The sequence below is a fragment of the Algihabitans sp. genome (genome assembly GCF_965226985.1).
GTDB lineage: Bacteria > Pseudomonadota > Alphaproteobacteria > Kiloniellales > DSM-21159 > Algihabitans.
Genome location: NZ_OZ245712.1, coordinates 1,526,450 through 1,552,512, shown reverse-complemented (window position 1 = coordinate 1,552,512; position 26,063 = coordinate 1,526,450). Strand labels below are relative to the sequence as shown.

The following is a 26,063-nucleotide window of genomic DNA, read 5'->3' as shown; positions in this document are numbered from 1 at the left end:
CGTGGCCCAAGGAGGCCTAGATCATGGCAAGACTAACTTATGTCTACGATCCCCTGTGCGGCTGGTGTTTTGGCTTCGTCCCAACGCTGCGCGCCTTCGCAGAGACGAACCCCGAGGTCGAGATCGACGTGGTTCCCGGGGGGCTCGTCACCGGTGATCGCGTCGGCCCTTATGGGAATATGTTGGGCTATATTACTGGGGCTGCCCCACGCATGACAGCGACCACGGGTCAGGCCCTTGGCGATGCATTCTTTGACATGATGCGGCAGGAAGAAACGCCACTTAGCACCTCGGCTCCGCCTAGCCTGGCAGCACTACAAATGCAAAAGCTGACCGATAAGGCCGGGGTATTGAGATTTGTCCACTGCCTGCTGGAGGCTCACTTCATAAACGGGAACGATCTGAACCGAGCAGACACATACGACGCACTGTGCAAAAATCTTGATCTGCCGCAGCTCGACACCGATGCCATCGTTGGCGCAACGGATATGCTCCCTCCGGTCGCTGCAAGCTACAAAAAGGCTCGATCTTTGGGGGTGTCTTTTTTCCCAACATCTGTGGTGTACGACAACGAGGGTCAAAATCGTGGGGCGATTACCGGGATTTATGACGCGAAGGAATTCCAGCGCGCATTTGAAGCTTTGACCTAACCAGATTTTTGAGCGCCCTATTCTGATATAGGGCGCCATTATTCTTCCTAAGGCCCAAAATTCGAAACAACGCCACTGCGCCTGTGGCGTAGCCATCACGTGCAGTGTTTTGATCAGATATCGAAGGCTGAGGCCTCAACCAGACCTTTCGGCAACCAAGTCTCCTGAATATGCAACCAAACAGGCGGCTTGGACATCTGCATCAATACGCTGCTGATACGTGCATTTTTTGCATCAGCACCCGAAGCACCAATTTGCCATTCGGTATAGGTCGCGAGCACCAGGTCATCCCTTTCCCAACGCACATCTACGTCACGGATTTGAATGCGAAAGTCTGGGTTCCGTCCATAACCTTGCTCAAATCCTTGCTTTAGCATGTCGCGTGTGAGCGTTTCGCCCTCAGGCGAAATGAAGGTCACACCGGGGTCCATTCGCTGCAAAAAGCGCTCTTCAAGATCGCTTCGCGCAGCCGCGCCTGTAAACCAATCGACAAAGAAAACATGCAGATCGACGATGTCTTTCGTGACTGTATCAAGCGTGTTCATGGTCTTTTCCGGCCGACACCTTGCGTTGATGGCCTGCCGCAACGAGCCACGGCAGGCGTTTTTTTTGAAGTCCTCGGACATTACCCCAGGCGCCATTCCTCTGGCACCCAGGCATAGGCACCGTCTTTCACTTCAACGCGACCTACACCAGGGAAGGGCAAATGCGTGCCGGCGCAACCAGCATCCGATCGGCGACGGCCATGTCAAAAATACGGCGGCGTGTCTTGGCTGCTTGGGCGCCTTCCGCGTCAAATCTGCTCCTGTTATCCACAAAAGCCACCCTAGCCTCAGCGTTGAAATCGTTTGTGCTGGTGACACCGATTCCATGACCGTCTCGGCGATGTGACCCAAAAGAACGCTCTACAGCGATCAAAATCTGCGCTCTTACTTGAATTACCGAGTGTAATTCATGATTTTTTATCTCTTTTGTTCTATTTTACTACGATTGAAATGTATAGAAAATCTACTCTAAATAGAAATCAGCCGCCGTCTCGGTTTAGAGTCCAGGGAATACACCATGATCGCCTCTCGTCTTCAGAACATGCTAGCCCGCTTTCGGGTGTCGTTTCGCGTATCGATGCTTGCAGCATTGAGCATCGCCTCGGTCATGATCTTGGGGGCAGCGTACCTGTTTGGCGATTTTACTATGCAACGGGCCTTTGACGCTCAGGCAGAGCACGGCCAGTTGGCTCGGTCAGCGCAGCAGGTCGAAAATGGCGCTCTGCAAATGCGGCGGCGCGAGAAAGACTTTCTTCTCCGGCGCGATCTGAAATATGCCGACCGGTATATGCAAGACACAGCCAAGGTCCTCAGCTCGTTGAATGAGATGGCGAACATGGGCGTTGCCGCGCCAATTCGAGAAGAATTGGACCGCCTACAGAGCGGCGTTACCGAACATGCGGAACAGCTTCAAAAAGTTGTCGCTCTGCACGAGAGACTTGGTCTCGATGAGAAAAGCGGGCTCCAGGGCACCCTTCGATCTGCCGTACACGCGGTCGAGACCAAGCTTAAAGACGCGGAACTCGAAGCCCTAACCATCAAGATGTTGATGATGCGTCGCCACGAGAAAGACTTCATGCTGCGCGGTGCAGAAAAGTACATTGGCCGGATCGACGAGCGGCGCCAGGAATTCGACACGCTTCTTGCTTCAGCCCCGCTGTCCAGCTCTTTCAAGGAAGATGTATCTTCCCTGATGGACGATTATCAAAAGGGCTTTCATGCCTGGGCCGAAGTCTATCTTCTATTAGAGAATGAAACCCCAGTATTGAGTCAAATCTTCGCTCGCATGCAGGATGACTTTGATCGCACCTTCGCGGTCGCGGCCGAAGGGCTGGCTTCAGCGGAGGCTTCCCTCGAAGCGACGCGCACTCTGGTCCGCGTCGTTTTCTTGGCGTTTGGATTGGCGATTCTGGCATCTGCCGTCGTTCTCGGTCTCTTGATCGGCCGCAGTATTAGCCGGCCTTTACAGACCATGACTCAGGTGATGGTGGCGCTCGCAAAAGGCGACACCAGCCAAGACATCCCATCCGTGGAGGGTCAGGATGAGGTTGGCGACATCGCTCGGGCCGTTCTTGTGTTCAAGGAAAACAGCATCGAGCGCGAACGGTTGGAAGCTGAACAGAACGAGCAGCGAGCAGCGCAGGAAAGACGGGCACAGTCTACTCAGACGATGATCGACAACTTCGACGCCGTGGTTGGCCAAGTGCTCGAGTCTGTAGCTTCGGCTTCATCGCAACTGGATGACACAGCCAAAGCGATGACCAGTACAGCAACGAAGACGAGCCAACGATCCAGTTCTGCTGCGAAAGCCGCCGCCGCCGCATCATCGAACGTCAAGACAGTCGCCGCAGCCTCGGAGGAATTGCACAGCGCAATTGCAGAGATCGGACGACAGGTTACTCAGTCGACTGACATCTCTCTCCAAGCCAAGCAAGAGGCAAGCCGAACCAGCGAGACAATGCAGACCTTGGCCTCTGCCGCCGACAAGATCGGCGACGTGGTCAATCTAATCCAGGATATTGCCGAACAGACCAACCTGTTGGCTCTCAACGCGACCATCGAAGCAGCGCGCGCAGGAGATGCAGGCAAAGGATTCGCGGTCGTGGCCGGCGAGGTCAAGTCCCTGGCGACCCAGACCGCCAAGGCCACCGAAGAAATCAGCCAGCAGATCGCGGCAATGCAAAACTCCACAGAGCAGGCCGTGACAGCGATCGAACTTGTCAACGGGACAATCGAGCAGATAGCCGAGATCGCAACGGCCATCTCGAGCGCTGTCGAGAAACAAGGTAGTGCCACGCGTGAAATTTCAAAGAATGTGCAGGAAGCATCCAGGGGCACCACGGAGGTGACAGACAACATCTCGGAAGTGGATGCTGCTACCGATGAAACCAATCAGGCTTCGAACCAAGTAACAACCCTCGCCTCGGATCTCACAACGCAATCCGATAAGCTTCGCGGCGAGATCGAAGCCTTCTTGAATTCGGTCAAGGCTGCCTGAGGCTAGTTGAAGCTCGTTCTCCCTGCCTCACGGTCATCAAGGGTGCGACTGCGATGAAACGGGTCAATCGCTACGCCGCACCGCCTCGGCGATACGCTCGGCGCGTCGGTCCGCCTGCGCGCCATGGACCACGAAGAAGGCGTGCAGCACGAGCGCGGTGAAGAGGATGAAGCCGAGCCAGCTCGCAATGACCGTCACGAAGAGGAAGGCGGCCAGCAGGTGGAGCAGAAGGCTGATCGTCGCCTGAACCGGCTTGCGGACCAACAGGAGGCTGACGAAGGGAAAGAAGAGCGCGATGAGATAGAGCATGCGTGATGTCCTCCGCATTCGGGTGTCGCTCTGCTTTCAATCCCTGGTGGTTAAAATACTCTTTATGAGAGTGCGCAAAGGCGTCCTCGTACGTCTTTAGAGAGCTTCCCGAATCAACTGGTCGGGACCGCCCGTTTGCTCCGTGAAGCAAGGCGCCTCTCCCCTCCTCGTCTCCCGACATCCTGCGAAACCAGAGTTGGAATAGGGCCCTTCCGGAGCCCCGTCCCTCCGGTTGATGCCGCTTTCCTTTCTCGAAATTGATCCCCCGAGATCGCAATTGCACATAAATTGTCATTATGGCATACCAAAATAACAAAGAGGCAGCTCCACAAGGTGGCTGCGCCAATGGGAGGAAAACATGGTTCAGTTCGACAGGCCGCTGACGCGGTCGCTTTTGGTCGGCGCCGCACTGCTCGGCACCTTCGCTTTCCCGGCCAGCGCCGACGACTTTCCAAGCCGCACGATCGAGGTCGTCACCCATGCCGGAAACGGCGGTGGGACCGATGTCACGACGCGGATGATGATGATCCGGGCGCGGCGGGCACTCGACACCGACATGGTGGTGGTGAACCGTCGCGGCGGCGGCGGCGCGACGGCCATGGACTACTACCTGACGCTGGACCCGGACGGGCACAGCGTCCTGACCTACACCATCGGCCACGCAGCCACGATGGCCCTGGGCAACACCGAGATGGAGCTGTCCGATATCCGCCCGATCGCCCGGGCCACGGACGATCCGCAGATCCTGATGGTACGCTGCGGCGTCTACGACTCCGCAGAGGCCTTCGTCGAGGCCCAGCGCGAGGAAGGCCTGACCTACGGCACCACCCACCTGGGCGGCATCGACGATGTCTCAGCCTTCATGTTCGCCCGCAACGGCGGACTGGCGACGCCGCAGATCCTACCCTTCGAAGGTGGCGGAGAGCTGGCAACCCAGCTGATCGCAGGCGCGGTCGACGTCGCAGTGCTCAATCTCGCCGAGGCCGGCTCGCAGATCGACGCGGGCGAAGTCTGCCCGATCGTCGTGATGGCGCCGGAGCGCATGCCCGCCCTGCCCGATGTTGCGACCGCGCAGGATCTGGGGATCGACGCCAACTTCTCCACCGTGCGCGGCTTCGTCGTGCATGCCGATACGCCTGACGATGTCGCCACGCGTCTGGAGGAGGCGCTGCTGGAGGCGATGAACCACCCGGTCTATCAGGCCTTCCTGGACTCCGCCGGTCTCGATGCCAGTTCGGTCGCGGGCTCGGAGGTCTGGGGTACGCAGATCACCTCGATGTCGGGGGATATGGACGCGGCCCTACGCGAGCTTGGCTTCATCGAGTAACGCGGGAACGAAGCGCGCGGGGCGAGACGGTTGCCCCGCGCGCTTCGCGCGATGCCGTCCAGAAGCATCCCCCTTCCTGCGGAGACTCCTCGGATGTCCAAACTGGGTGTTCCAATCGCCCTGATCCTCTTTTGCGGCCTGGCCTACTGGCAGACCACGCAGTTCGACCGGGTCCCGCCCATCCTATTGCGCGGGATGCAGCCTGCCGACTTTCCGCAACTCGTCCTGTTTCTGATCGTCGGGCTTAGCGGGCTCCTGATCTACCGTGCTGTGACAGGCGCCGACGATGCACCGTCGGAAAGACAGGCGGCGGCCGAAGAGTCGACCGGCGTGCCGTCCAGCGTTTGGAAGACGATGGGCCTCTTCCTGGTCTTCGCCCTTCTGGCGCCCATCGATCTGTTCCTTGGCCTAGGCGCCTTCGCGCTCTGTCTCACCCTGCTGTGGGGCGAGCGGCGACCCTGGGCCCTGCTGCTGGTGGCCGTGGTCGCCCCAGCACTCGTCTTCTTCCTGTTCGATCAGGTGTTCGAAGTACGCTTCCCGCGCGGTCTGCTGACCAACGTCTGGTACGGGTGATCGCATGGAACCGCTCATCGCAGGCCTGGTGGCGATCGCCGATCCCGAGCTTCTCGTTCTCATCTTCGCGGCAACGCTCGCCGGTGTGATCATCGGCGCGCTGCCGGGGCTCAACGCCACGACCGGTGCGGCGCTCCTGCTGCCCTTCACCATTACGATGGACCCGATCCCCGCCATCGCGATCCTGACGACGATCTACTGCGCCGCCACCTTCGCCGGCGCGATCACGGCGATCCTGATCAACACACCGGGGACCTCCGCCAGCGCCACCACCTGTCTCGACGGCTACCCCTTAGCTCAGCGGGGTGAAGCCGGCCGCGCGCTTGGCATGGCGACCGTCTCCTCGACCTTCGGCGGGATCGTCTCGGTTTTGTGCTTGATGGCGGCCGCCCCCTTGATGGCGGGCGCCGCCTACAACTTCGCACCGCCCGAGTACTTCGCCCTGACGATCTTCGGCCTGTCGATGCTGGCCACCATCGGCGACGGCTCACCCGTCAAGAACCTGATCGCCGGCGCACTGGGGGTGCTGGTAGCCACGGTCGGCAAGGACCTGCTCACCACGGTGGAGCGCTTCACCTACGGCATGTCTGAGCTGACCGAGGGAGTCGGCTTCGTGCCTGTCATGATCGGTCTCTTCGGCATCTCCGAACTGCTGGTGCAGGCAGAGCGGCTGACGGTCGAGCGCCGCAGGGTCATGATGAAAGCCGTCCGCCTGCCGAGCCGGGACGACTACCGTAAGGTCTGGAAGACCATCCTGCGCTCCTCGGGCATCGGCACCTTCATCGGCATTCTGCCGGCCGAGGGGGCCACGGTCGCCTCGATGATCGGCTACAACGAGGCACGGCGCTGGTCGAAGACGCCGGAGGAATTCGGAAAGGGCGCCATCGAAGGCATCGCGGGGTCTGAGGCGGCGAACAACTCCGCCACCGGCGGGGCGATGGTGCCGACCCTCGCGCTCGGCATACCGGGTAGTCCCACGGCGGCTGTGATCCTCGCGGGCCTGATGATCCACGGGCTGCAGCCTGGGCCGACCATGTTCACGGAGCAGGCCGACTTCGCTTTCGCAATCTTCTGGGCGATGCTTTTCGTGAACCTCCTCTTCATCTTCGTCGGGCTGTTCGGCGCGAAAGTCTTCGCGCGCATCACCCTCGTGCCGGTTCAGGTGCTCTGGCCGATCGTCTTCACCTTCTCGATCGTCGGGGCCTATGCCCTGGACCAGTCCTTCCTCGATATCTGGATCGCCATCGGCGCGGGCTTCCTGGGGTACTTCATGCGGCGCTTCGGCTATTCGGTGGTGCCCTTGGCCATCGGGCTGATTCTGGGCGGGATCCTGGAAAAGCGCTTAGGTCAGTCTCTGATCATGCTCGACGACCAGTGGTGGCTGATGCTGACGCGTCCCCTTTGTCTCCTATTCTTCGCCCTGACCTTCCTGGCGCTTTTCGGACCCGCCCTCTGGCGGCGGTTCTTCATACAGCGCGATCCTCTCAAGTCGACGGGAGAATAACGAGTGCCCAGAATCAAATCCGTCCGCACCCGGGTCTGGAACTGGACCGGCAAGACGGTTCCGCCCCAGGGAAACTTCTGCACCAATGCCAGCGATCTGCTGTACGAACGCGGCGACGCGATGGGCAGCTTCCGTTTCCACCAGTGGCTGACCTGCGAGGTCGAGACCGAGGACGGCATTGTCGGCCTCGGCAATGCCGCGCTCGCGCCGCGTCTGGTCAAGGCGACGATCGATCAGTACCTCGCGCCCATGGTGATCGGCGAAGACCCCTTCGACTATGCCTACCTCTGGGAAAAGATGTACCGCAAGACCCATACCTGGGGCCGCAAGGGCGTGGGCATGACGGCGATTTCGGCTGTCGACATCGCCATCTGGGACCTGATGGGCAAGATCGTAGGCAAGCCCGTCTTCAAGCTTTTGGGCGGGCGTACCAAGGAAGCCATCCCGGTCTACTACTCCAAGCTCTACGCCGGCTCCCTCCCCGCCATGCAGGCCGAAGCGGCGGAGGCGCGGAAGAACGGCTACCAGGGCTACAAGATGCGCTTCGGCTATGGGCCGAAAGACGGCATGGCGGGCATGCGCGAGAATCTCAAACGGGTCGAAGCCGTCCGCGAGGTGATCGGCTACGACGTCGACCTGATGCTCGAATGCTACATGGGCTGGACCCTGGACTATACCCGCCGGATGTTGCCGAAGCTCGAGAGGTTCGAGCCGCGATGGCTGGAAGAGCCGGTCATCGCCGACGACATTCACGGCTATGCGGAGCTGAACCGTGGTCCGATCCCGATCTCGGGCGGCGAACATGAGTTCACGCTCCTGGGCTTCCGGCAGCTTCTCGACCTGAAGGCCGTCAGCGTCATCCAGTACGATACCAACCGCGTCGGCGGGATCACGGCCGCACAGAAGATCAACGCGCTAGCTGAGGCCTATCAGGTTCCGGTGATCCCTCACGCCGGGCAGATGCACAACTATCACCTGACCATGGCGAACGTGAACTGTCCGATTTCAGAGTACTTTCCCGTGTACGACGTGGAGGTGGGCAACGAGCTCTTCTATTACGTCTTCGAGGGCGATCCGGCGGCCGAGAACGGCTTCCTGCAGCTCGACGACGATATGCCGGGACTGGGCTTGAGACTGTCGGACCGGCATCTTGCCGACTTCGAGATCGAGGAGTAGGCGGCGATGGCAGGTTACAGCGGACTCTGGCCGGTCGCCCCTACCCCGTTTCACCCCGACGGCACCGTGGACTACGAGGGAATGACCCGCGTCCTCGACTGCATGATCGATCAAGGCAGCGACGGGCTCTGCATCCTGGCCAACTTCTCGGAGCAGTTTCTCATTACCGACGAGGAGCGGCGGCTTCTGACCGAGCGCAGCTTGGCCCACGTCGCCGGCCGGATACCGGTGATCGTCACGATCAGTCACTTCGCGACCCAGATCGCTCTCGACCGCGCCCGCCATGCCAAGACCCACGGCGCCGCGATGGTCATGATGATGCCGCCCTATCACGGGGCACTGCTGCGCGGGACTGCCGAGCAAACCTACGAACAGTTCGCCCGCGTGAGCGAAGCCGGCGTACCGATCATGGTGCAGGATGCACCGCTGTCGGGCGTCGAGCTGCCGGTTTCACTGCTTGTCCGGATGGCGCGCGAGATCGAGATGGTGAAGCTCTTCAAGATCGAGTGTCCCCAGGCCGCGAGCAAGCTCCGGGCCCTTGTCGCCGAAGGGGGAGACGCCGTCGAAGGCCCCTTCGACGGAGAGGAGGCGATAACCCTGATGGCCGATCTGGATGCCGGGGCGACCGGAAGCATGACCTCCGCCATGATTCCCGATCAGATCAAACCGGTCCTGTCCCATCACGCGGCAGGCGACCGCGCCGCAGCCCAGGCGGCCTACGGCCGTATTCTGCCCGCCGTCAATTTCGAGAACCGGCAATGCGGCTTCCGCTCGGCGAAGGCCGTGATGGTGGAGGGCGGCGTGATCGCCAGCGACCACTGCCGCCACCCGATCCCGCCTCTGCACCCCGAGACTCGCGCCCAGCTTCTCGAACTCGTCCGTCCGCTCGACCCTGTCGCTCTGTCGTGGGGCCATTAGAATGGCGGCCATGGCAAACCTGAAAGACGTGCTCTCGGAAGCCGGTGGCGTCACTCGCTCCCTGAGCCTGGCCGAGGATGCGGCACAGACCATCCGCGAGATGATCCTGCTTGAAAAGCTTGCGCCGGGCACAGCACTGCCCGAACGCGACCTAGCCGCAGCCTTGGGCGTCAGCCGCACGCCCATGCGCGAGGCGATCAAGCTTCTGGTGAACGACGGGTTGGTGCAATACACCGCGTCGCGGCGTCCCTTCGTGGCCGACCCTTCGCTGGCAGAGATCTGCGACTATTTGCGGGTTCAGGGGGCCCTGGAGGGCCTGGCCGGGGAGCTCGCCTGCGTTCAGGCCTCCGATAGGCAGTTGGAAGAGGTGGACCGCCTGAACCAGGCCTTTCTGAATGGGACAGGTGGCGACAAGCTCGCGTCCTTCACGCGTGACATGGCCTTCCACGAGGCCATCGTGCGCGCCTCCGGCAACGCGGCCTTGATGGAAACCCATCAGAAATACAACGCACGGCTCTGGCGGGCGCGGTTCATGTCCTCTCAGCGCCGGGTCAGCCGTGACATCACGCGGCAAGAGCACTGCTCGATTGTCGAAGCCCTGCTGGCCCGCGACACCGCCGCGACCTCCAAGGCCCTGAAGCAACACCTGAAAACCGCCGAATTCAACATCGCCGAAGCCATGCGGGAACGCGCCAATGAGGTTGGAGACTAGATCCATGACCAAACCCAGACTTGCCATTATCCCCGGCGATCCGTCCGGGATCGGTCCCGAACTGATCGCCCGTCTCCTGCACAGCGAAGGAGTTCGAGAGACAGCCGACATCCTGTTGGTCGGCGACGGTCATCTCTGGACCCAGGGCGCACGGCAGGCAGGGCTAGCCCTGTCTCTCGATCCCGTAAGCGAGGACGAACTGTCGAGCTTCACCGGTTGCCGTCATCTCGATATGGAGACCGTCGCTCCCGAGAAGGTACATATCGCCGAAGTCACTGCCGAGAGCGGCGCGAGCGCCTTGCGCACGCTGGACCGTGCCCTCGACCTCGCCGTCGCGGGTCGGGTCGACGGCGTGCTCTTCGCCCCCTTCAACAAGGCCGCCCTCACCGCAGCCGGCATGAATGCGGAAGACGAACATGTCTACATGGCGCGTTATCTCGGCTTTACCGGGAATCACGGCGAGATCAACGTCTTGGGAGACCTCATGACGACTCGCGTGACCTCCCATATCGGGTTGCGCGACGTCGCCGAGAACATTACCGCCGAGCGCGTGCGCCGTGCTGTGACGCTAGCTCACGAGACGCTCGTGAAGTCGGGGAAGACGCGCCCCCACGTCGCACTAGCGGCGCTCAATCCGCATGCCGGAGACAACGGCAAATTCGGGCGGGAAGAGATCGACATCCTGGCACCGGTCGTCGCCGAGTACCAGGCACAGCAGATGCAGGTGACGGGACCCTGGCCCTCCGACACAGTCTTTCTCAAGGCCAAGGCCGGCGAGGTCGACGCCGTCGTGACCATGTATCACGACCAAGGCCAGATCGCGATCAAGCTGATGGGCTTCGACCGTGGCGTGACCGTCGTCGGCGGTCTGCCGATCCCCGTGACGACGCCCGCCCACGGCACCGCCTTCGATATCGCCGGACAGGGGAAAGCCAATGTCGGGGCGACGCGCAGCGCCTTCGATCTGTTGATCCGCCTGGCGAAAACCCGCCGCAACACGCTAGAGAAAGTCGCGAGCTAGGAACGATACAACATGCTGACGGGACACCTTTACATCGACGGCACTTGGCTGACGTCTCAGGAACAGGCGAAGGTACCGGACAGCCCGGTAAATGCCGTTCATCAAGCCACAACAGCTCAGATCGATACCGCCGCCAAAGCGGCGCGGGCGGCCTTCCGCCCCTACAGCCGCACCGCCCCTGAGGCACGTGCCGCCTTTCTGGAGGCGATCGCCGAGGAGATCGATCGGCTCGGCGATGAGATCACCGAGGTCGCGACTCAAGAGACCGGCCTCCCCGAAGCGCGGCTCGTTGGGGAACGTGGACGGACGACCGGGCAACTGCGCCTCTTTGCCGAGTTGATCCGGTCCGAGACCTTTCCCGAGACCCGCCGCGACGCGGCACTTCCCGACCGACAACCCCTACCGCGCCCGGACCTGCGACTGACCCACCTACCCCTGGGACCCGTCGCCGTCTTCGGTGCCTCGAATTTTCCGCTCGCCTTCTCGACGGCAGGAGGTGACACGGCCTCGGCGCTCGCGGCGGGCTGCCCGGTGATCGTGAAGGCGCACCCGGCTCACCCGGCGACGGGCGAGCTTGTCGCGCAGGCCATTGCCACAGCGGCAGCGCGCTGCGACCTGCCCCCTGCCGTGTTTCAGATGCTGCACGGCGCGTCGCCGGACAGCGGCGCGGCTCTGGTCAAGCATCCGGACATCGCCGCCGTCGGCTTTACCGGATCGCTAGGGGCCGGAAGAGCGCTGTTCGATCTTTGTGCGGCGCGACCCAAGCCGATCCCATTTCATGGCGAACTCGGCTCGATCAACCCCGTCTTCTGCCTTCCCGGCGCCGTCGCGGCGCGAGGCGCTGAGATCGGCGCAGGCTGGGTTGCCTCGCTGACGATGGGGGCCGGACAGTTCTGCACCAATCCCGGCGTGCTGATCGGGATCGTGGGCCCCGACTTCGACGCTCTCCAGACTGCGGTGGCTGACGCCCTGGCCTCGGCTGCTCCCCAGAAAATGCTGACGGAGCGCATCTGCGAGACTTACGGGACCGCGGTTGCGGATCTGAAGAACAAGTTGGAGGTGCTGGGAGGCAACGGCTCGACGGAGGCTAATCGCATGGGGAGTCCCGTCGTCTTCAGGACCGATGCCGCGAGATGGCGCGCCACCCTCGATCTACAAGAGGAAGTCTTCGGCGCCTCGGGCATCGTCGTGACCTGCAGGGACCAGCAGGAGATGCTGTCCGTCGCCGAGGAACTGGATGGGCAACTGACGGCGACCCTTCAGCTCGACATGCCGGGAGACGGAGAACTCGCCAGCGCGCTCTTGCCGGCGCTGACGGAGAAGGCCGGCCGGATTCTCTGCAACGGCTTCCCCACAGGTGTCGAGGTCTGTTCGGCCATGATGCATGGCGGCCCCTACCCCGCATCGACCGACAGTCAGTCGACCTCGGTGGGGACGCTGGCGATCAATCGCTGGCTGCGTCCCGTCACCTATCAGGACTTTCCGGGGGAGCTGCTGCCGTCGGAACTCAGATGAAGCGACCCGCAAGCTTAAGGTGTCGGCTCGATACGCAGAAGCCCGCCATCGCGCTCATCGGTGAGGACGTAGATATAGCCGTCCGGGCCTTGACGCACATCGCGAACCCTTGCGCCGATCGGAATCGATAGCTCCTCTTGCACCGCATTCGACTCGTCGAGACTGATCAGGCGAATTTCCCCTGTGGCGAGACCGCCTGACAGGAGGCGACCCTGCCAGTCGGGAAAGATCTCGCCGCTGTAGACGGCCAGACCCGAGGGAGCCTGCGTATCCATCCAGACGAGCGCCGGATCGGCCATGTCGGGAAGACTGGTGTGGGGAGAGATCTCCGTCGCGCCGGCATAGTCACGGCTGTGGGTGGCCGCTGGCCAGCCGTAGTTCGCTCCGGCTTCGATCATATTGAGCTCATCTCCGGCAAGCGCGCCATGCTCGTTCACCCAAAGCGCCCCACTTGCCGGATCGAGAGCCATACCCTGGACGTTCCGGTGTCCGTAGCTCCAGACATAAGGCGCGACACCCTCACCCCCGACGAAGGGGTTGTCCGCCGGGACCGTCCCATCCTCGTTCAGGCGCAGGATCTTGCCAAAGGCGCTGGAGACCTCCTGCGACCGCAAGCGGATAAGTTCACCCTCGAGTTCGACCGGCGGGTTGCCGCCGTCACCAATGCTTGCGAGCAGGGTGCCGTCCGGCAGCCAGAGCAGCCGGGCGCCGAAGTGCTGGGTATCCGGCTTCGCTTCCTCAACCTCGAAGATGACTTCGAGACCAGTCAGCGCCCCGTCCCGCAACTCAGCCCGCGCGATCCGGGTATGGTTGGCCTCCGGCGTTCCCACCGCGTAGGTCAGGTAGATCAGACTGTTCTGGGCGAAGTCGGGATGAACGGCGACGTCGAGCAGACCGCCCTGCCCTGCGTCCAGCACCTCCGGAACCCCGGCGATCTCCTCCTCGACCAGGTCGCCGTCGCGGATCAAGCGAAGCCGACCCGGCCGTTCGGTCACCAATATCGATCCATCCGGCAGCCAAGCCATGCCCCAGGGGTGTTCCAAGCCGGAAACGACGGTTGAGGTGCCAAAGTCTTCGACCGACTCTACCTCTCCTTCGGACACCACCATCGCCTGCGCGGCAGCGCTAAGCAGCAAAGAGGCCGAAAGCGCAATCCCGGCTGCGGTACCGACTCGGCGTGCTGTCACCTGCATTCTCGACCTCCTCGTTCGACGGTGTGTCGCGATGGCGCTGTGGTTCCGCCCATCTTGTCGATTAATATGGTGATGCCGTGCCTGACTGAAACGCTGGGCGATTGGATAAAGATTTGGGCGAGGAGGCCTGGGCCACGAAGTGGCAAGCCCACCTGCGGTCCTTCGACAGCGCCGCCAAAACGGCCTCTTCAGCGACGTTGCCAGCCCGTGTGTTTCGAGGCCTGCCATCCCCGGCGCTGCAACAGCGGCGTATCGTCGTCGAAGACAGCATGGCCGATGCAGAGGTAGGCGGCGAACTCCCATTGCGTCGGCGCCTTGAACAGCCTCTCCATCGCTCGCGGATCCAGGATCGAGACCATACCGAGGCCCAGATTCTCCACGCGCGCGGCCAGCCAGAGTGTATGGATCGCCATTGCCGTGGACTGATGCAAGGTCTGCGGCATGGTTCGGCGCCCCAGGCCGTGGCCCTCTGGGGGATCGGTATCCGTGAAAATCGCAAGTTGGACCGGTGCCGCCTCGAGCCCGGCGAGCTTAAGGCTCATGTAGGCAGCTCTGCGGCTGTCCTCATAACGCTCGGCCGCTTCGGCATTGCAGCGTTCGAAGTCGGCGCGGACGGCCGCGCGCAGGTCGGGATCCTCGACCCGAATCACCCGCCAAGGCCGAGAGTTGCCGACGGAGGGCGACCGCTCCATCGCGTCCCGCAGTCGCTGAACTCGCGCCTCATCGACCGAGTCCGACAGGAAATGGCGGACATCGCGCCGCCAGATCAGAAGCCGCCGAAGCGTCTCAGCATCGTCCAGATCAAAATGCATTGAAGACCTAAGCTCTCGCATGTCGCTTCACTCTGACAGACAGGCGGTGCGCTCAGCAGTCAAGGATTCGAATTCGGCGAGCGCCGCGCGCAGCGCGGCCTGTACCGGTTTCATGATTTCAGCGCCCGACTCGCCGCTGCGGCCTATACGCGCGATACCGACAGATACGAAGGTACCGGCATCTTTGTGCGTCTCAAGAGACCTCTGAATGGCATGGGCTGAAGATGAGACGTGCACAGAGGCTAATAGGACAAAATCGCAGGAGCAGAAGCATCAGCCTATAGAAACCAACGACGGCCGAAGTCCTCACTAAGACTCCTCCGGCCGGACGATCATCGGCCCGAGGCGCTCCAGCACGTCGCGTGCGTCATAGGTGGAGGGATTGTCCTCTGGCTTTTCGCCCCGATGGACCACGATCTGCGCATAGGCAGTGAAGCGGTCGCGCGGCCGAGAGGTCGAGGTGACGAAATCGGAGCCCGCGAAACCGCCGCGGTAGAATCCTGGCCCGTAGAAGCGCGAAAAACCGCCGAAACCGGAACTCGTGGTGCGGAAAGTCGTAAAGCGATCGATATCCTGGTCGACCAGAGCAAAGTAGTCGCTGCCGCTGTTCAAAGTCACTTCGGCGGCGCGATAGAGCAGAAAGTTCTCCACGGTCTCACGCGGCGTGAGGGTATTGCCTGCGAAGCTCACACGATACCGATCCGTTTCAAGCGGTTGAACCGCATATCCGAAGCGATCCAAAGCCGGTTGATAGGGCGTTGGGCTTGCGCAAGCCGCCAGCAAACAGACAAGCACGCCGGCGAGGACGACGCGAGAGAACCGAGAGATCAGGGGCATCGGCTTCACCCAAAAAGATCCAGAACGTATACCGATTTCTACGTCGATAGCGGCCCTCTTCATCCCCGGCACCTTCCCTAGATAGTACAGTTTACTCCTAGATTACAGTTTACCCCTAGCCGAATGAGGCCTCTGGTCCCTCTCCTGCTGGCAGACCACTGCACTGCACCCACGGAGACGCAGCGTCTCACGCTCTCCGACGGCAGCCAACTGGAGTTGCTCCGGCAAGCGCCGTCACAGTACGGTTCACTGCCGAGCAGCGCCGGATCGAGCTGCTTTCCGGCTTGATCTACATCTCAACGGCACCCGCAGCCCCCACCGACCGGCCTGCGGATCGAGCATATTTCGTTTTCCGTCGGAGCGATCCGGCGCCTTCGTCTTCCAAGGACAGCACAGAGCCATCCTGGTGCGCCCACGTGCCAATGCGGTCTGGACGGATCCGGCAAGCGGCGAAGTCAGGCTGATCGCCGACGGCACCGACTTGAGCGTACATCAGCGTATCTCCGAGATGGCCGATCCGCTGCATTTCGGCACCTTCGGCGGCATCTGGACCAAGCTGATCTGGTTCGTCTTCGGTGTGTTGCTGACAGGACTGTCGATCTCCGGCGCGGCCATCTATGCCCTTAGGATCATGAAATCACGACGCGAGGAGCCGAGCATCGCGAGCACGACAGCTCTATCGGTCGCAGGTATGGGGCGCTGGGCTTGGTTCTCCCTAACGCTGCTCGCTCTCTGCGTCGTCTTCCTAGCGGTGACCCTACAGAGCCTTCTCTAGATCTCAAGGCTGCACCTAGAGACCGAGCTTCGGACGAACCTGCAAGCTGCCTCTGCAGTTGCCTACGGCCGTATCGGTGCACGAGCCGCTAGCCAGGTTTGCAGCACCCGCCGCCTTCGCATGCCGCTTGCACTCCAGCGACTCAGGTCACAGGTGGTCGTCACAAGAGTCCCTACTTGCTTGATAAAGCGCCCTTTAGGATACCTTCGAGATGCCAAGCGACCCTCGTATTCTGATCACACCGGTAAACCTCGACCTGCAGTCTTGCGGAGAGCCCTCTCTCAACACACGGGAGGACCGAAACGATCTCTGCTCTCCGGAACTTCAAGACAAGCTGGCCGGACGGCTGGCGCAAGCTCTGGCGCCGGCGATCGCGGCGATTCAGGATCGCCCGCTCGAGGCCGTGGTGGCCTCTCTGCACAGCGAGGTGCGGCAGTTTCAATCGCTCTATGCCACCCGGCCCCTGACCAGCAATAAGGGCGGCATGCAGTTCAACGACTCACTCTGCCTCCATTTGGTCGCGCGCGCGCTGTCCCCTCGCTTCGTTCTGGAAAGCGGTAGCTTCCAGGGTCACTCCGCCTGGCTGTTGCGCCAGACCCTGCCTGAGGCCGACATCCTGTCCTGCGACATCGACCTCGGCCAACTGCGCTATCGGGCGGACGGGGTTCGTTTTCACGAGGGCGACTGGACCGGCACGGAGCTACCGAACATCGATCCCGCAACATCTCTCGCGTGGTTCGACGATCATACGGATCACTGTCGCCGCTTGGCCGAAGCGCAGCGGCGCGGGTTCCGTCACGTGCTACTGGACGACAACTTTCCGGCCGAAAATTTATACGCGACCGGCGGCCCCCCGATCCCGACACTGGCCATGGCATTGGATACGGAGCTGAAGGACGGCCAGGAGCTGGTCTGGAGACGCCGAGGGAAAACATACCGCTATCGCTTTGAAACAAAACATACACTGGACGTAGCCTCGCGGATCGAGAAGCTGGTCGTGCTGCCAGACGTAACGCAGATCACACGCTATAATCCCCCCTCAGGGATGACATACGTACGCTTGAAGCCACTCACCTAGCGAGGCCGGCACGGCCCTCGTTCGATGCCCGCTCCGCCGGAGCGGACCTTGTTGGGAGCCCAGATGACCATTCACCGACCCCGCCTCCGAGACGGAACGATCCTCGCCCTTATCGTGCCGCTGCTTTCGATCTGGGTCTTGGGCGCGGCCGCGGCCGAGACGGAACGTCTGGAGCGCAGCGATCCGCCCTTGCCCGCAAGCTTCACCGAGGCGCCGTTGCTGGCCGAGCGGGTTACGGCGGGCGATCTGCCGCCCGTCGAGGAGCGTCTGCCCGAGCGCCCCTTGGTGGTCGACTTCTCCGGAAAGACCCTGGGCGAGCCAGGCGGCAAGCTGCTGATGCTGGTGGGACGCAACAAGGACGTTCGTCTTCTGACCGTCTACGGCTATGCGCGTCTGGTCGGTTTCGACGAGAACTTCGATCTGGTTCCGGATCTGCTGGAGAAGGTTGAGATCGAGGAAGGCCGGATCTTCACCCTGCATCTTCGAGCCGGGCACAGATGGTCCGACGGCCATCCCTTCACAGCGGCGGACTTCCGCTACTGGTGGGAGGATATGGCCAACAACGACAAGCGTTTCCCCGCGGGACCGCCGGTGACTCTGCTGGTCGACGGGGAACCGCCGGTGTTCGAGGTGCTCGACGAACGGACCGTGCGCTACAGCTGGTCGGCGCCCAACCCCTTCTTCCTGCCGGCACTGGCCGGAGCGCGGCCCCTCTTCATCTATGCGCCGGCTCACTACCTCAAGCAGTACCACCCGGCCCACAGCGATCCGGAGGCGCTGCAAGCAAGGGCGGAGGAGTTGGGGCTGCGGAACTGGGCGCAGTTGCACAACCGCATGGACAACCTCTACGGCTTCGACAATCCCGATCTGCCGGTGCTGCAGCCTTGGCGACTGATCACCGAGCCGCCGAGCCAACGCTTCGTGGCGGAACGCAATCCCTACTTCCACCGGGTCGACCCCGAAGGGCTTCAGCTGCCCTACCTGGATCACTTCGTCCTGGACGTGGTCGGCGGTTCGCTGCTGCCGATCAAGACCGGCGCCGGCGATACCGACCTGCAGTCGCGGGGCCTCAACTTCTCCGACTACACCTTTCTGAAGGAGGGGGAGGAGCGCGGCGGCTACAGCGTGCGGCTCTGGGAGACGGTGCGGCCGTCGGAACTGGCCCTTTATCCCAATCTCAACGCCAAGGATGCGGTCTGGCGCGAGCTGTTCCGGGATGTGCGGGTTCGCCGCGCGCTCTCGCTCGCCATCGATCGGGATCTGATCAACCAAGTCATCTACTTCGGTCTCGGACTGACCGGCAATCAGGCGGTCCTGCCCGCCTCCCCCCTGCATGCGCAGGACCATCGCGGCGCCTGGGCGCAGTTCGACCCCGACGCAGCCAACGCCCTGCTCGACGAGGTGGGACTGAGCGAGCGGAACGGCGCCGGCGTTCGCTTGCTGCCCGACGGACGACCGATGGAGATCGTCGTGGAGACGGCCGGAGAGAACCTGCAGGAAACTGATATTCTGGAACTGGTGAAGGAGTTCTGGGCCGAACTCGGCATCAAGCTCTTCATCAAACCGCTTCAGCGGGAGGTCTTGCGCAACCGGATCTTCGCCGGAGACACGCTGCTGACCATGTCCTTCGGACTGGAGAACGGCATTCCGACGGCCGACCTGCCGCCCAGCGAGTTCGTGCCGGTCCAGCAGCACAGCTACCAGTGGCCCAAGTGGGGACAGTACTTCGAAACCAAGGGGAAGTCCGGCGAGGCCCCGGACCTGCCGGCCGCCCTGGAACTGATGTCTCTCTACGAAGACTGGCGGAAGGCCTCCAGCCGAACGGGCCGTCTGGAGGCCTGGGAACGGATCCTGGAGATCAACGCCGAGCAGGTCTTCACCTTCGGCCTGGTCGCCCAGATCCCGCAGCCGGTCGTGGTTCGCAAAGGGCTGCATAATCTTCCGGAAACAGCGATCTACAACTGGAACCCCGGCGCGCAGTTCGGCGTCTATCGGAGCGAAACCTTCTGGCTGGAAGAGGCCGCACGGCGATGACGACCGTCGATCAGATCGTCGTTCGGGACGGCGCGGCCTCCGACCGGGAGGCCGTGTCCGCCTTACAGGTCGCCTCTTGGCGCGACAGCTATCGCGGTCTGCTGCCGGACGCCTATCTGGACGGCGCGCTGGCGGAAGATCTCACCGCCACCTGGGGGCGCAAGCTTGAGGGTGGGAAGCTGGAGGACGGCCCGGACCGGCACAGCCTGCTGTTGCTGGCGGAGTCCGACCGCCAGCTCGAAGGCTTCATCTACGCCTGCCCGGATCCGAAGCGGCCCGACAGCGCCTACATCGACAACCTGCATGTGGCGCCGGGCCAACGTGGGGCGGGACTCGGCACCAGACTTCTAAGGCAGGCCGCCAAGCGGCTGGCGCTGCAAGGGTACTACGGAGCTCACCTGCGGGTCTTCGTGGCAAACGAGGCGGCGGTCCGCTTCTACCTGCGCCTGGGCGCTCACATCACGCGGCGCGAAACCGACAACCTCATGGGCTATCCGGCGGACACCTACAGCCTGGAATGGTCGGACTTATCGGCCCTGATATAGAGCAGGATCGCCGGTCACGTCACGTGAAGCTCCGCAGGATCACGAGACGAGACCCGAGTCTTACTTGTTCCGCGTCTCACTTCTTCCGCGTCTCACTTCTTCCTCAGGGCATCGACGCTCCAGGGCCCCGGTCCGGCAAAGACGAGGTAGAGGAACAGGAAGCAGTAAAGGATCGCGGCGTCACCGCCGTTGTTGGCCGGAAAGACGTCGCGTGGCGCGTGGGCGATCCAGTAGGCGGACGCCATCAAGCCCGAAGCCAGAAAGGCGGCTGGGCGGGTCAGAAAGCCGATAACGATCAGCAGGCCGCAAACCAGTTCGATGACGCCGGCCGTCCAGAGCATCGAAAAGGCCTCAGGCATCCGCTCGGTGGCGGGGAACCCCAGAAGCTTCTGGGTGCCGTGCGCCAAGAAGATGAGGCCCGCCACGCAACGGGTAACGCTCAAGACCTGCGGCGCCCAAGGCGCCAGGGCGGTTTGCAAATTCAAGGCCCTCTCCTCTCGTCAGCCGGGATCACGTCCCAACTTACGCGCGGAAAGATCGGAGGGCGACCCCCGCAAGCCCGATCTTGAGCGGCGACTGCTTAATCGACCTGCGGAGCCTCCTCCGACAGCAGAGTGGCAATCTGGGCCGGCAGGGCCGCAAGCCAACGCTCGAGGCGTTTGCGGTTCACCCCGAGGTCCCAGTAGCCCTTCACCGCGTAGGAATAAAGCGCGAGGGTCGAGGCCCCGTTCCCCAAGGGCACGAACTCCACGACGATGCGATCCGGGAAACCGAAGAGGCCGCTCTTCTGTTCGAACTCCGCCTGGCGGGCATCCTTGTCCAGCGCAAGCAGGTGACAGCGCGGCTCCTCGGCGGCGACGGCCACAAGCGCCTCGCGCAGGATATCCAGCGGCACGTCGAAGCGCGGCGCGCGGGCCTGGGCGTGGGTATGAGCCCAGCCGCTCGGGACGACCAGGTGCCAGTTCGGCTTCTTGGGCGGTGTCAGGTTTTGCAGGTCCAGGATCACGAGGGGTCCGCCAGTTCGATGACCAAGCCATCGTAGCCCGGTTCGACGCCCTTCGGGCAGCGAGCGGCGACGGTGGCGTAGTCCATCGTGTGGTTGAGATGGGTCAGAACGGCACGCTCGGGTTCGACCCGCGCGATCCATTCGAGGGTTCGGTCGAAGTGGGCGTGGGTCGGATGCGGCTCGAAACGCAGACAGTCGACGATCCAGGCTTCGACGCCCTCCAGAACGCCAAAGGCCGCCTCATTCAAGGTGACGCAATCGGTCGAGTAGGCGAAGGCGCCGATGCGGAAACCGCTGGTGACCAGGTTCCCATGGTCCTGGTCGAAGATCCGGATCGGAACTCCGGCCGCCTCGAAATCGCTCTCCACGGCATGATCGGCCATGATGGCCGGATAGAGCTTCGCTTGCGGGTGGCTGGAGGTGAAGACGTAGTCGAACTTGTCGATCAGATCGGCATGGGTCGCCGGGCTCATGTAGGCGGGGATCGGTCCGCCTTGAACGTAGGAGAGCGCGCGCAGTTCATCCAAACCATGGCAATGATCGGCATGGGCATGGGTGAAAAGCACGGCGTCGATCCGTGTCACGCGATTGTCGAGCAACTGCAAGCGCAGGTCCGGCGAACAGTCGACCAGCAGGGTCTTGTCCTGGGTTTCCACCAGGATCGACACGCGCCGCCGCCAGTTCTTCGGCTCGTCGGGATCGACTCCCTCCCCGAAGAGGCCGCCCGGAGCGTTTCCGGCAAGCGGGACGCCGCCCGAACCGCCGCTGCCTAGCATGGTGATCTTCATGCTGCAGACGGCCGCTCGACCCTGTTGAAAAGCCGAAAGAAGTTCTCGCAGGTCGCCGAGGCCAGCTGCTCGGCCGAAACCGATTTGATCTCCGCAAGCTTGGCGGCGGTATGTACGACGAAGGATGGCTCGTTGCGTTTGCCGCGATTGGGCATCGGCGCGAGATAGGGCGAGTCCGTCTCGACCAGCAGCCTGTCCAGGGGCACCTCGGACACGGTCTGCCGCAAGTCGTCGGCCTTCTTGAAGGTCACGATCCCGGCCAGGGAGATGTAAAGCCCGAGGTCGAGCGCTGCCCGCGCCAGCTCCGGCCCCGCCGTGAAGCAGTGAATCACGCCCGGAAAGGGGCCGCCCTGCTCGTGTTCCTCGCGCAGCAACGCGACGGTGTCGTCGTCGGCATCGCGCGCATGCACGATCAGCGGCAGACCGGTGGAGCGTGCCGCCTGGATGTGGGCGCGAAAGGAGACGGACTGGGCTGCGCGCGGGCTGTGTTCGTAGAAGTAATCGAGCCCCGTCTCGCCGATCCCGACCACGAGCGGATCCTCGGCCAGTTCGATCAGCTTCTCGGGTCCCTCGACCCCTTCCGCGCCCGCCTCATGCGGGTGAACGCCGACACTGCAGCTGACCTCATCGTAGCGGGCCGCGATCGCCTTCACGCGTTCGAACTCGCTCAGCTTGGTGCAGATGGTCACTATCCGTCCGACGCCTGCGCGGCGCGCGCGGGCAACCACTTCTTCCAGATCGCCGTCCTTCTCCAGGTAGTCGAGATGGCAGTGGGAATCGACCAACATCAGGCGTTCGTCTCCTCCCGCGTCTCTTCGTCTTCCTGAAGGCGCGGAAAGACCGGCTCAGGTTTTGGCAGAGGTGTACCGGACTCGAGCGCGCGGCCGAGATCGGCGAAGCTCCGATGCTCCTGCGGCACCGAAAGCTGTGCCAGCATCTTCTCCATCGCCTGCGGCATCACGGGTTGGCAGTAGATCGCCAGGCGCCGGATCGTCTCGCAGAGGACGTAGAGCACCGTCTCCATGCGTGGCGGATCGGTCTTGCGCAGGGCCCAGGGCGCCTGCTCGTCGACGTAGCGGTTGGCCGCGCCGACAACCTGCCAGGTGCGTTCCAGCGCCCGGTGGAAAGCCTGGATCTCATAGAGGTCGCGCAGGCTGGGCAGCAGGGCGTCGGCCGCCTCCAGCAGCGCCCGATCGGCCTCGGTGAAGTCGCCGGGCTGTGGCACTACGGCATTGCAGTTCTTCGCCACCATCGAGAGCACCCGCTGAGACAGGTTGCCGAAGTCGTTGGCCAGATCGCTGTTGATGCGGGTCATCATGGTCTCGTGGCTGATATAGCCGTCCTGACCGAAGGGTACCTCGCGCAGAAGATAGTAGCGCAGCGGGTCCAGCCCATAGCGGGCCACCAGCTCGTCGGGCCGCAGCACATTGCCAACCGACTTGGACATCTTCTCGCCGCTGTTCAGCAGCCAGCCGTGAGCGAAGATCCGGCGCGGCGGCTCGAGCCCGGCGGCCATCAGGAAGGCCGGCCAGTAAACGGCGTGAAAGCGTAGAATGTCCTTGCCCACCATGTGCACGTCGGCCGGCCAGAAGGCTTGGAAGGCCTCGGCGTCGGTATCCGGGTAGCCGACCGCTGTGATGTAGTTCGTCAGAGCGTCCAGCCAAACGTACATGATGTGCTTGTCGTCGCCGGGCACCGGCACGCCCCAGGAGAAGGTCGTACGACTGACGGAGAGGTCGCGCAGACCGCCCTTGACGAAGGAGATCACCTCGTTGCGCCGGCTTTCGGGCAGGATGAAGTCAGGCCGCGTCTCGTAGAGTTCGAGCAGCCTGTCCTGCCAGGCCGACAGCCGAAAGAAGTAACTCGGCTCCTCGACCCACTCCACCTCGGCTCCCGAGGGCGCGACGAACTTCCCGGCCTCGTTGCGCGTCAACTCGTCCTCGCCATAGAAGGCCTCGTCGCGCACTGCGTACCAGCCTGCATAGCTGTCGAGATAGAGGTCGCCGGCCTCGACCAGCTTGCTCCAGATCGCCTGGGAGGCCTTCAGGTGCCGCTGCTCCGTGGTGCGGATGAAGTCGTCGTTCGAATAGTTCATCTCTTCCGCCAGCTGGCGGAAGTTCTGACTGACCTCGTCGGTGAAGGTCTTAGGGGCCTTGCCGGCCTTCTGAGCCGACTTCTCGACCTTCTGTCCGTGCTCGTCGGTTCCCGTCAGGAACATAACCTGGCGGCCGTCCAGGCGCATGAAGCGGGCCAGCGCATCGCAGGCCAGCGTGGTGTAGGCGTGCCCCAGATGGGGAACGTCGTTGACGTAATAGATCGGCGTGGTGACGTAGTAGCGCTTACGCTGATCGGACATTGACCGGCAAACTCCTGACGCTCGGGTACACCGCCGCGCTCAAGACGCCAGAACCTCGATCTCAAGGAAGGCGGCGATCAGCGCCTGCTTGCGGTCGAGCGCGGCGCCGTCGGCCTGGGCGAAACGGCGGCGCAGGTTGTCCCACAGGTCCAACCAGGAGGCAAGGCTGCGCCCGGCACCGAGGCGGCCGATCAGCCGCGCCTCGCCCGGCAGGATCTCCAAAGGGTTATCGCCCTGGGCGCGGGCCAGGATCAGCCGGCCGATCCAGCCGGAGAGCAGCTCCCCGACCGTGCGAAACAACGTTCCCGAATTGTCGCGGGCCAACCTGTCGCCAAAGTCGTGGAGCTTAGCGACGTCCAGACGCGGCAGACTTTCCAGCAGACCGACCAACTGGCGATAGAGCCCCAAGCCACCCTCGCCCGCCAGCGCGAGCGCACGGCCGATCGAGCCCTCCGAGAGCCGTGCCAGGGCCGTTGCATCCTCCGGCGAAAGCTCCGGCGCGAAATCCGCCAACAGCTCCAGAACCGTGGCCTCCGACAGCGGCGGCAGCACGAGCTGGCGGCAGCGCGACCGGATGGTCGGCAGAAGGCGGCCGGGCGCATGGGCCAGAAGCAGAAGCAGCGCCTGCTCGGGCGGCTCCTCCAACACCTTCAGCAGTGCGTTGGCGGCGTTCGGGTTCATTTCGTCGGCGGCATCGACGATGCAGATCCGCCAGCCCCCTTCCGAAGAGGTCCGGCGCAGGAACCCCGTCGCCGCCCGAACGTCGTCGACCACGATCTCGCCACGCACCCTTTTGCTGGTGGGGTTCAGCGAGCGGGTAACCGTCACCAGGTCCGGGTGGCCTCCGGCCGCCACACGCCGGAAGACGCGGTCGTCCGGGTCGAGTGCAAGGCTGTCTGCGGGGTCTGCCTGCGGCAGAGGAGCTTCGCCGAACAAACCCGCCTCCTGCCCGCCATCGATCTGGAGACCGTCCTGCGCCCCTTGTGCGAGCAGAAAGCGGGCGAAGCGATAGGCCAGCGTGGCCTTGCCGACGCCGCGGGGGCCGGTCAAGAGCCAGGCGTGGGGCAAACGCTCCGTCCGAAAGGCCGTGAGCAGGGTTTCCTCAGCGGCTCCCTGGCCCACCAAACGATGATTGGCGCGCGGCTCCGGCCAAGCCTGTGCCTCATCTTCCGAAATAGCGGCGGCCTTCCGGCTCATTCCGGAGCCTCCGCATTTTCGGTCATGGCCGACCAGACCGCCTCGGCGACGGCCACCTCCGACAGGCTCGCATCGATCACCCTGCAACGCTCCGGCTCGTGCCGGGCTATCGCCAGAAATCCTGCGCGCAGGCGCTCATGAAACGACACATCCATAGCCTCGTAGCGCTCACCTCCGGCGTTGCGGGCGGCGGCCCTGGCGAGCCCAGTCGCAACGGGCAAATCGAGAAGCAGCGTCCGGCCCGGCCGGAAGTCGCCGACTACATGGCGGTAGAGGGTTTCGATCAAGGCGGGATCGCCGCCCTGCCCCGCACCCTGATAGGCGCGGGTGGAATCGGCAAAACGGTCGCACAGAACCCAGGCACCGCGTTCCAAGGCCGGCCAGACGGTCTTGATCAGGTGGTCCCGGCGCGCGGCGAAGTGCAGGAGCGTCTCGGTCGCCGCATCCCAGCGCGCGGCCTCTCCATGAATCAGAAGCGCCCGGATCTCCTCCGCCCCCGGACTGCCGCCGGGCTCGCGGGTCGTCACCACTTCGGCGCCACAGGCCCGCAGCCGCTCTGCCAGGTGTCCGACCTGGGTCGATTTACCGACCCCCTCGCCGCCCTCGAAGGTGACGAAACGGGGTTCAAACGACGGAAGCAGCCACGCAGTCGCGGACTGTTCGGACATCGGCGGTTCGGAAACGGGCGGGACCAA

26 protein-coding genes are annotated in these 26,063 nt (G+C 63.1%); 14 read left to right on the top strand and 12 right to left on the bottom strand.

Annotated elements, in window-relative coordinates; genetic code table 11:
* The first annotated feature begins 23 nt into the window (after window positions 1-23).
* Window positions 24-650: a hypothetical protein gene (locus ACO054_RS07115; RefSeq protein ID WP_421709742.1), complete on the top strand. Its 627-nt coding sequence runs from the start codon at window positions 24-26 to the stop codon at window positions 648-650.
* Between the two features lie 113 nt (window positions 651-763).
* Here the strand turns inward: ACO054_RS07115 and ACO054_RS07110 are convergent, their stop codons facing one another.
* Window positions 764-1,276, bottom strand: coding sequence for a hypothetical protein (locus ACO054_RS07110; protein ID WP_421709741.1), 513 nt, complete (start codon window positions 1,274-1,276; stop codon window positions 764-766).
* Window positions 1,277-1,712: 436 nt separating this feature from the next.
* Between ACO054_RS07110 and ACO054_RS07105 the strand changes: the two genes are divergently transcribed.
* Window positions 1,713-3,692 (top strand): methyl-accepting chemotaxis protein, encoded by a 1,980-nt coding sequence (locus tag ACO054_RS07105; protein WP_421709740.1) that lies wholly within the window; start codon window positions 1,713-1,715, stop codon window positions 3,690-3,692.
* Between the two features lie 63 nt (window positions 3,693-3,755).
* Here the strand turns inward: ACO054_RS07105 and ACO054_RS07100 are convergent, their stop codons facing one another.
* Window positions 3,756-4,001 carry a hypothetical protein gene (locus ACO054_RS07100; RefSeq protein ID WP_421709739.1) on the bottom strand — a complete coding sequence of 82 codons (246 nt, stop codon included), beginning with the start codon at window positions 3,999-4,001 and terminating at the stop codon, window positions 3,756-3,758.
* A gap of 358 nt (window positions 4,002-4,359) precedes the next feature.
* On the opposite strand from ACO054_RS07100, the gene ACO054_RS07095 reads away from it, so the two are divergent.
* The 8 genes from ACO054_RS07095 to ACO054_RS07060 all read left to right on the top strand — a co-directional run bounded on the left by ACO054_RS07095 (window position 4,360) and on the right by ACO054_RS07060 (window position 12,747).
* A complete protein-coding gene (locus tag ACO054_RS07095; protein ID WP_421709738.1) occupies window positions 4,360-5,328 on the top strand; it encodes a Bug family tripartite tricarboxylate transporter substrate binding protein in 969 nt (322 codons plus the stop codon).
* Window positions 5,329-5,421: 93 nt separating this feature from the next.
* Window positions 5,422-5,901, top strand: a complete 480-nt coding sequence (locus ACO054_RS07090; protein ID WP_421709737.1) for a tripartite tricarboxylate transporter TctB family protein — start codon at window positions 5,422-5,424, stop codon at window positions 5,899-5,901.
* Window positions 5,902-5,905: 4 nt separating this feature from the next.
* On the top strand, window positions 5,906-7,405 hold the full coding sequence (locus tag ACO054_RS07085; protein WP_421709736.1) for a tripartite tricarboxylate transporter permease: 1,500 nt from the start codon (window positions 5,906-5,908) through the stop codon (window positions 7,403-7,405).
* A gap of 3 nt (window positions 7,406-7,408) precedes the next feature.
* Window positions 7,409-8,581 (top strand): L-rhamnonate dehydratase, encoded by a 1,173-nt coding sequence (locus tag ACO054_RS07080; protein WP_421709735.1) that lies wholly within the window; start codon window positions 7,409-7,411, stop codon window positions 8,579-8,581.
* 6 nt (window positions 8,582-8,587) lie between these two features.
* Window positions 8,588-9,499 (top strand): dihydrodipicolinate synthase family protein, encoded by a 912-nt coding sequence (locus ACO054_RS07075; RefSeq protein ID WP_421709734.1) that lies wholly within the window; start codon window positions 8,588-8,590, stop codon window positions 9,497-9,499.
* 10 nt (window positions 9,500-9,509) lie between these two features.
* Entirely contained in the window at window positions 9,510-10,211 is a 702-nt protein-coding gene (locus ACO054_RS07070; RefSeq protein WP_421709733.1) for a GntR family transcriptional regulator, read from the top strand.
* Window positions 10,212-10,215: 4 nt separating this feature from the next.
* Window positions 10,216-11,232, top strand: a complete 1,017-nt coding sequence (locus tag ACO054_RS07065) for a 4-hydroxythreonine-4-phosphate dehydrogenase PdxA (RefSeq protein ID WP_421709732.1) — start codon at window positions 10,216-10,218, stop codon at window positions 11,230-11,232.
* Between the two features lie 12 nt (window positions 11,233-11,244).
* Window positions 11,245-12,747 (top strand): aldehyde dehydrogenase (NADP(+)), encoded by a 1,503-nt coding sequence (locus ACO054_RS07060; protein ID WP_421709731.1) that lies wholly within the window; start codon window positions 11,245-11,247, stop codon window positions 12,745-12,747.
* A gap of 14 nt (window positions 12,748-12,761) precedes the next feature.
* Here the strand turns inward: ACO054_RS07060 and ACO054_RS07055 are convergent, their stop codons facing one another.
* The 3 genes from ACO054_RS07055 to ACO054_RS07045 all read right to left on the bottom strand — a co-directional run bounded on the left by ACO054_RS07055 (window position 12,762) and on the right by ACO054_RS07045 (window position 15,589).
* On the bottom strand, window positions 12,762-13,940 hold the full coding sequence (locus ACO054_RS07055; RefSeq protein ID WP_421709730.1) for a PQQ-dependent sugar dehydrogenase: 1,179 nt from the start codon (window positions 13,938-13,940) through the stop codon (window positions 12,762-12,764).
* Between the two features lie 188 nt (window positions 13,941-14,128).
* The gene (gene bluB / locus ACO054_RS07050) at window positions 14,129-14,752 is read right to left on the bottom strand and encodes a 5,6-dimethylbenzimidazole synthase (RefSeq protein ID WP_421709729.1); all 624 of its coding nucleotides are present in this window, start codon (window positions 14,750-14,752) and stop codon (window positions 14,129-14,131) included.
* A 309-nt stretch (window positions 14,753-15,061) separates the two neighbouring features.
* On the bottom strand, window positions 15,062-15,589 hold the full coding sequence (locus tag ACO054_RS07045; protein ID WP_421709728.1) for a CC0125/CC1285 family lipoprotein: 528 nt from the start codon (window positions 15,587-15,589) through the stop codon (window positions 15,062-15,064).
* A 163-nt stretch (window positions 15,590-15,752) separates the two neighbouring features.
* Between ACO054_RS07045 and ACO054_RS07040 the strand changes: the two genes are divergently transcribed.
* The 4 genes from ACO054_RS07040 (at window position 15,753) to ACO054_RS07025 (ending at window position 20,021) form a co-directional block, all read left to right on the top strand.
* Window positions 15,753-16,364: a PepSY domain-containing protein gene (locus ACO054_RS07040; RefSeq protein ID WP_421710343.1), complete on the top strand. Its 612-nt coding sequence runs from the start codon at window positions 15,753-15,755 to the stop codon at window positions 16,362-16,364.
* Between the two features lie 211 nt (window positions 16,365-16,575).
* Window positions 16,576-17,442: a hypothetical protein gene (locus ACO054_RS07035; RefSeq protein ID WP_421709727.1), complete on the top strand. Its 867-nt coding sequence runs from the start codon at window positions 16,576-16,578 to the stop codon at window positions 17,440-17,442.
* 63 nt (window positions 17,443-17,505) lie between these two features.
* Window positions 17,506-19,476, top strand: coding sequence for an ABC transporter substrate-binding protein (locus ACO054_RS07030; RefSeq protein ID WP_421709726.1), 1,971 nt, complete (start codon window positions 17,506-17,508; stop codon window positions 19,474-19,476).
* Window positions 19,473-20,021: a GNAT family N-acetyltransferase gene (locus tag ACO054_RS07025; RefSeq protein ID WP_421709725.1), complete on the top strand. Its 549-nt coding sequence runs from the start codon at window positions 19,473-19,475 to the stop codon at window positions 20,019-20,021. The genes ACO054_RS07030 and ACO054_RS07025 overlap by 4 nt, the downstream gene beginning before the upstream one ends.
* Before the next feature lie 92 nt (window positions 20,022-20,113).
* On the opposite strand, the gene ACO054_RS07020 is transcribed toward ACO054_RS07025, so the two are convergent.
* From ACO054_RS07020 to tmk, 7 genes are all read right to left on the bottom strand, one after another.
* Window positions 20,114-20,506: a DoxX family protein gene (locus ACO054_RS07020; protein WP_421709724.1), complete on the bottom strand. Its 393-nt coding sequence runs from the start codon at window positions 20,504-20,506 to the stop codon at window positions 20,114-20,116.
* A gap of 95 nt (window positions 20,507-20,601) precedes the next feature.
* Entirely contained in the window at window positions 20,602-21,027 is a 426-nt protein-coding gene (locus tag ACO054_RS07015) for a DUF1499 domain-containing protein (RefSeq protein ID WP_421709723.1), read from the bottom strand.
* Window positions 21,024-21,815, bottom strand: coding sequence for an MBL fold metallo-hydrolase (locus ACO054_RS07010; RefSeq protein WP_421709722.1), 792 nt, complete (start codon window positions 21,813-21,815; stop codon window positions 21,024-21,026). Before ACO054_RS07010 ends, ACO054_RS07015 begins: the two co-directional genes overlap by 4 nt.
* Entirely contained in the window at window positions 21,812-22,603 is a 792-nt protein-coding gene (locus tag ACO054_RS07005; protein WP_421709721.1) for a TatD family hydrolase, read from the bottom strand. Before ACO054_RS07005 ends, ACO054_RS07010 begins: the two co-directional genes overlap by 4 nt.
* A complete protein-coding gene (gene metG, locus ACO054_RS07000; RefSeq protein WP_421709720.1) occupies window positions 22,603-24,171 on the bottom strand; it encodes a methionine--tRNA ligase in 1,569 nt (522 codons plus the stop codon). The genes ACO054_RS07005 and metG overlap by 1 nt, the downstream gene beginning before the upstream one ends.
* Before the next feature lie 39 nt (window positions 24,172-24,210).
* On the bottom strand, window positions 24,211-25,368 hold the full coding sequence (locus ACO054_RS06995; protein ID WP_421709719.1) for a DNA polymerase III subunit delta': 1,158 nt from the start codon (window positions 25,366-25,368) through the stop codon (window positions 24,211-24,213).
* Entirely contained in the window at window positions 25,365-26,036 is a 672-nt protein-coding gene (gene tmk / locus ACO054_RS06990; RefSeq protein ID WP_421709718.1) for a dTMP kinase, read from the bottom strand. Before tmk ends, ACO054_RS06995 begins: the two co-directional genes overlap by 4 nt.
* Between the last annotated feature and the right edge of the window lie 27 nt (window positions 26,037-26,063).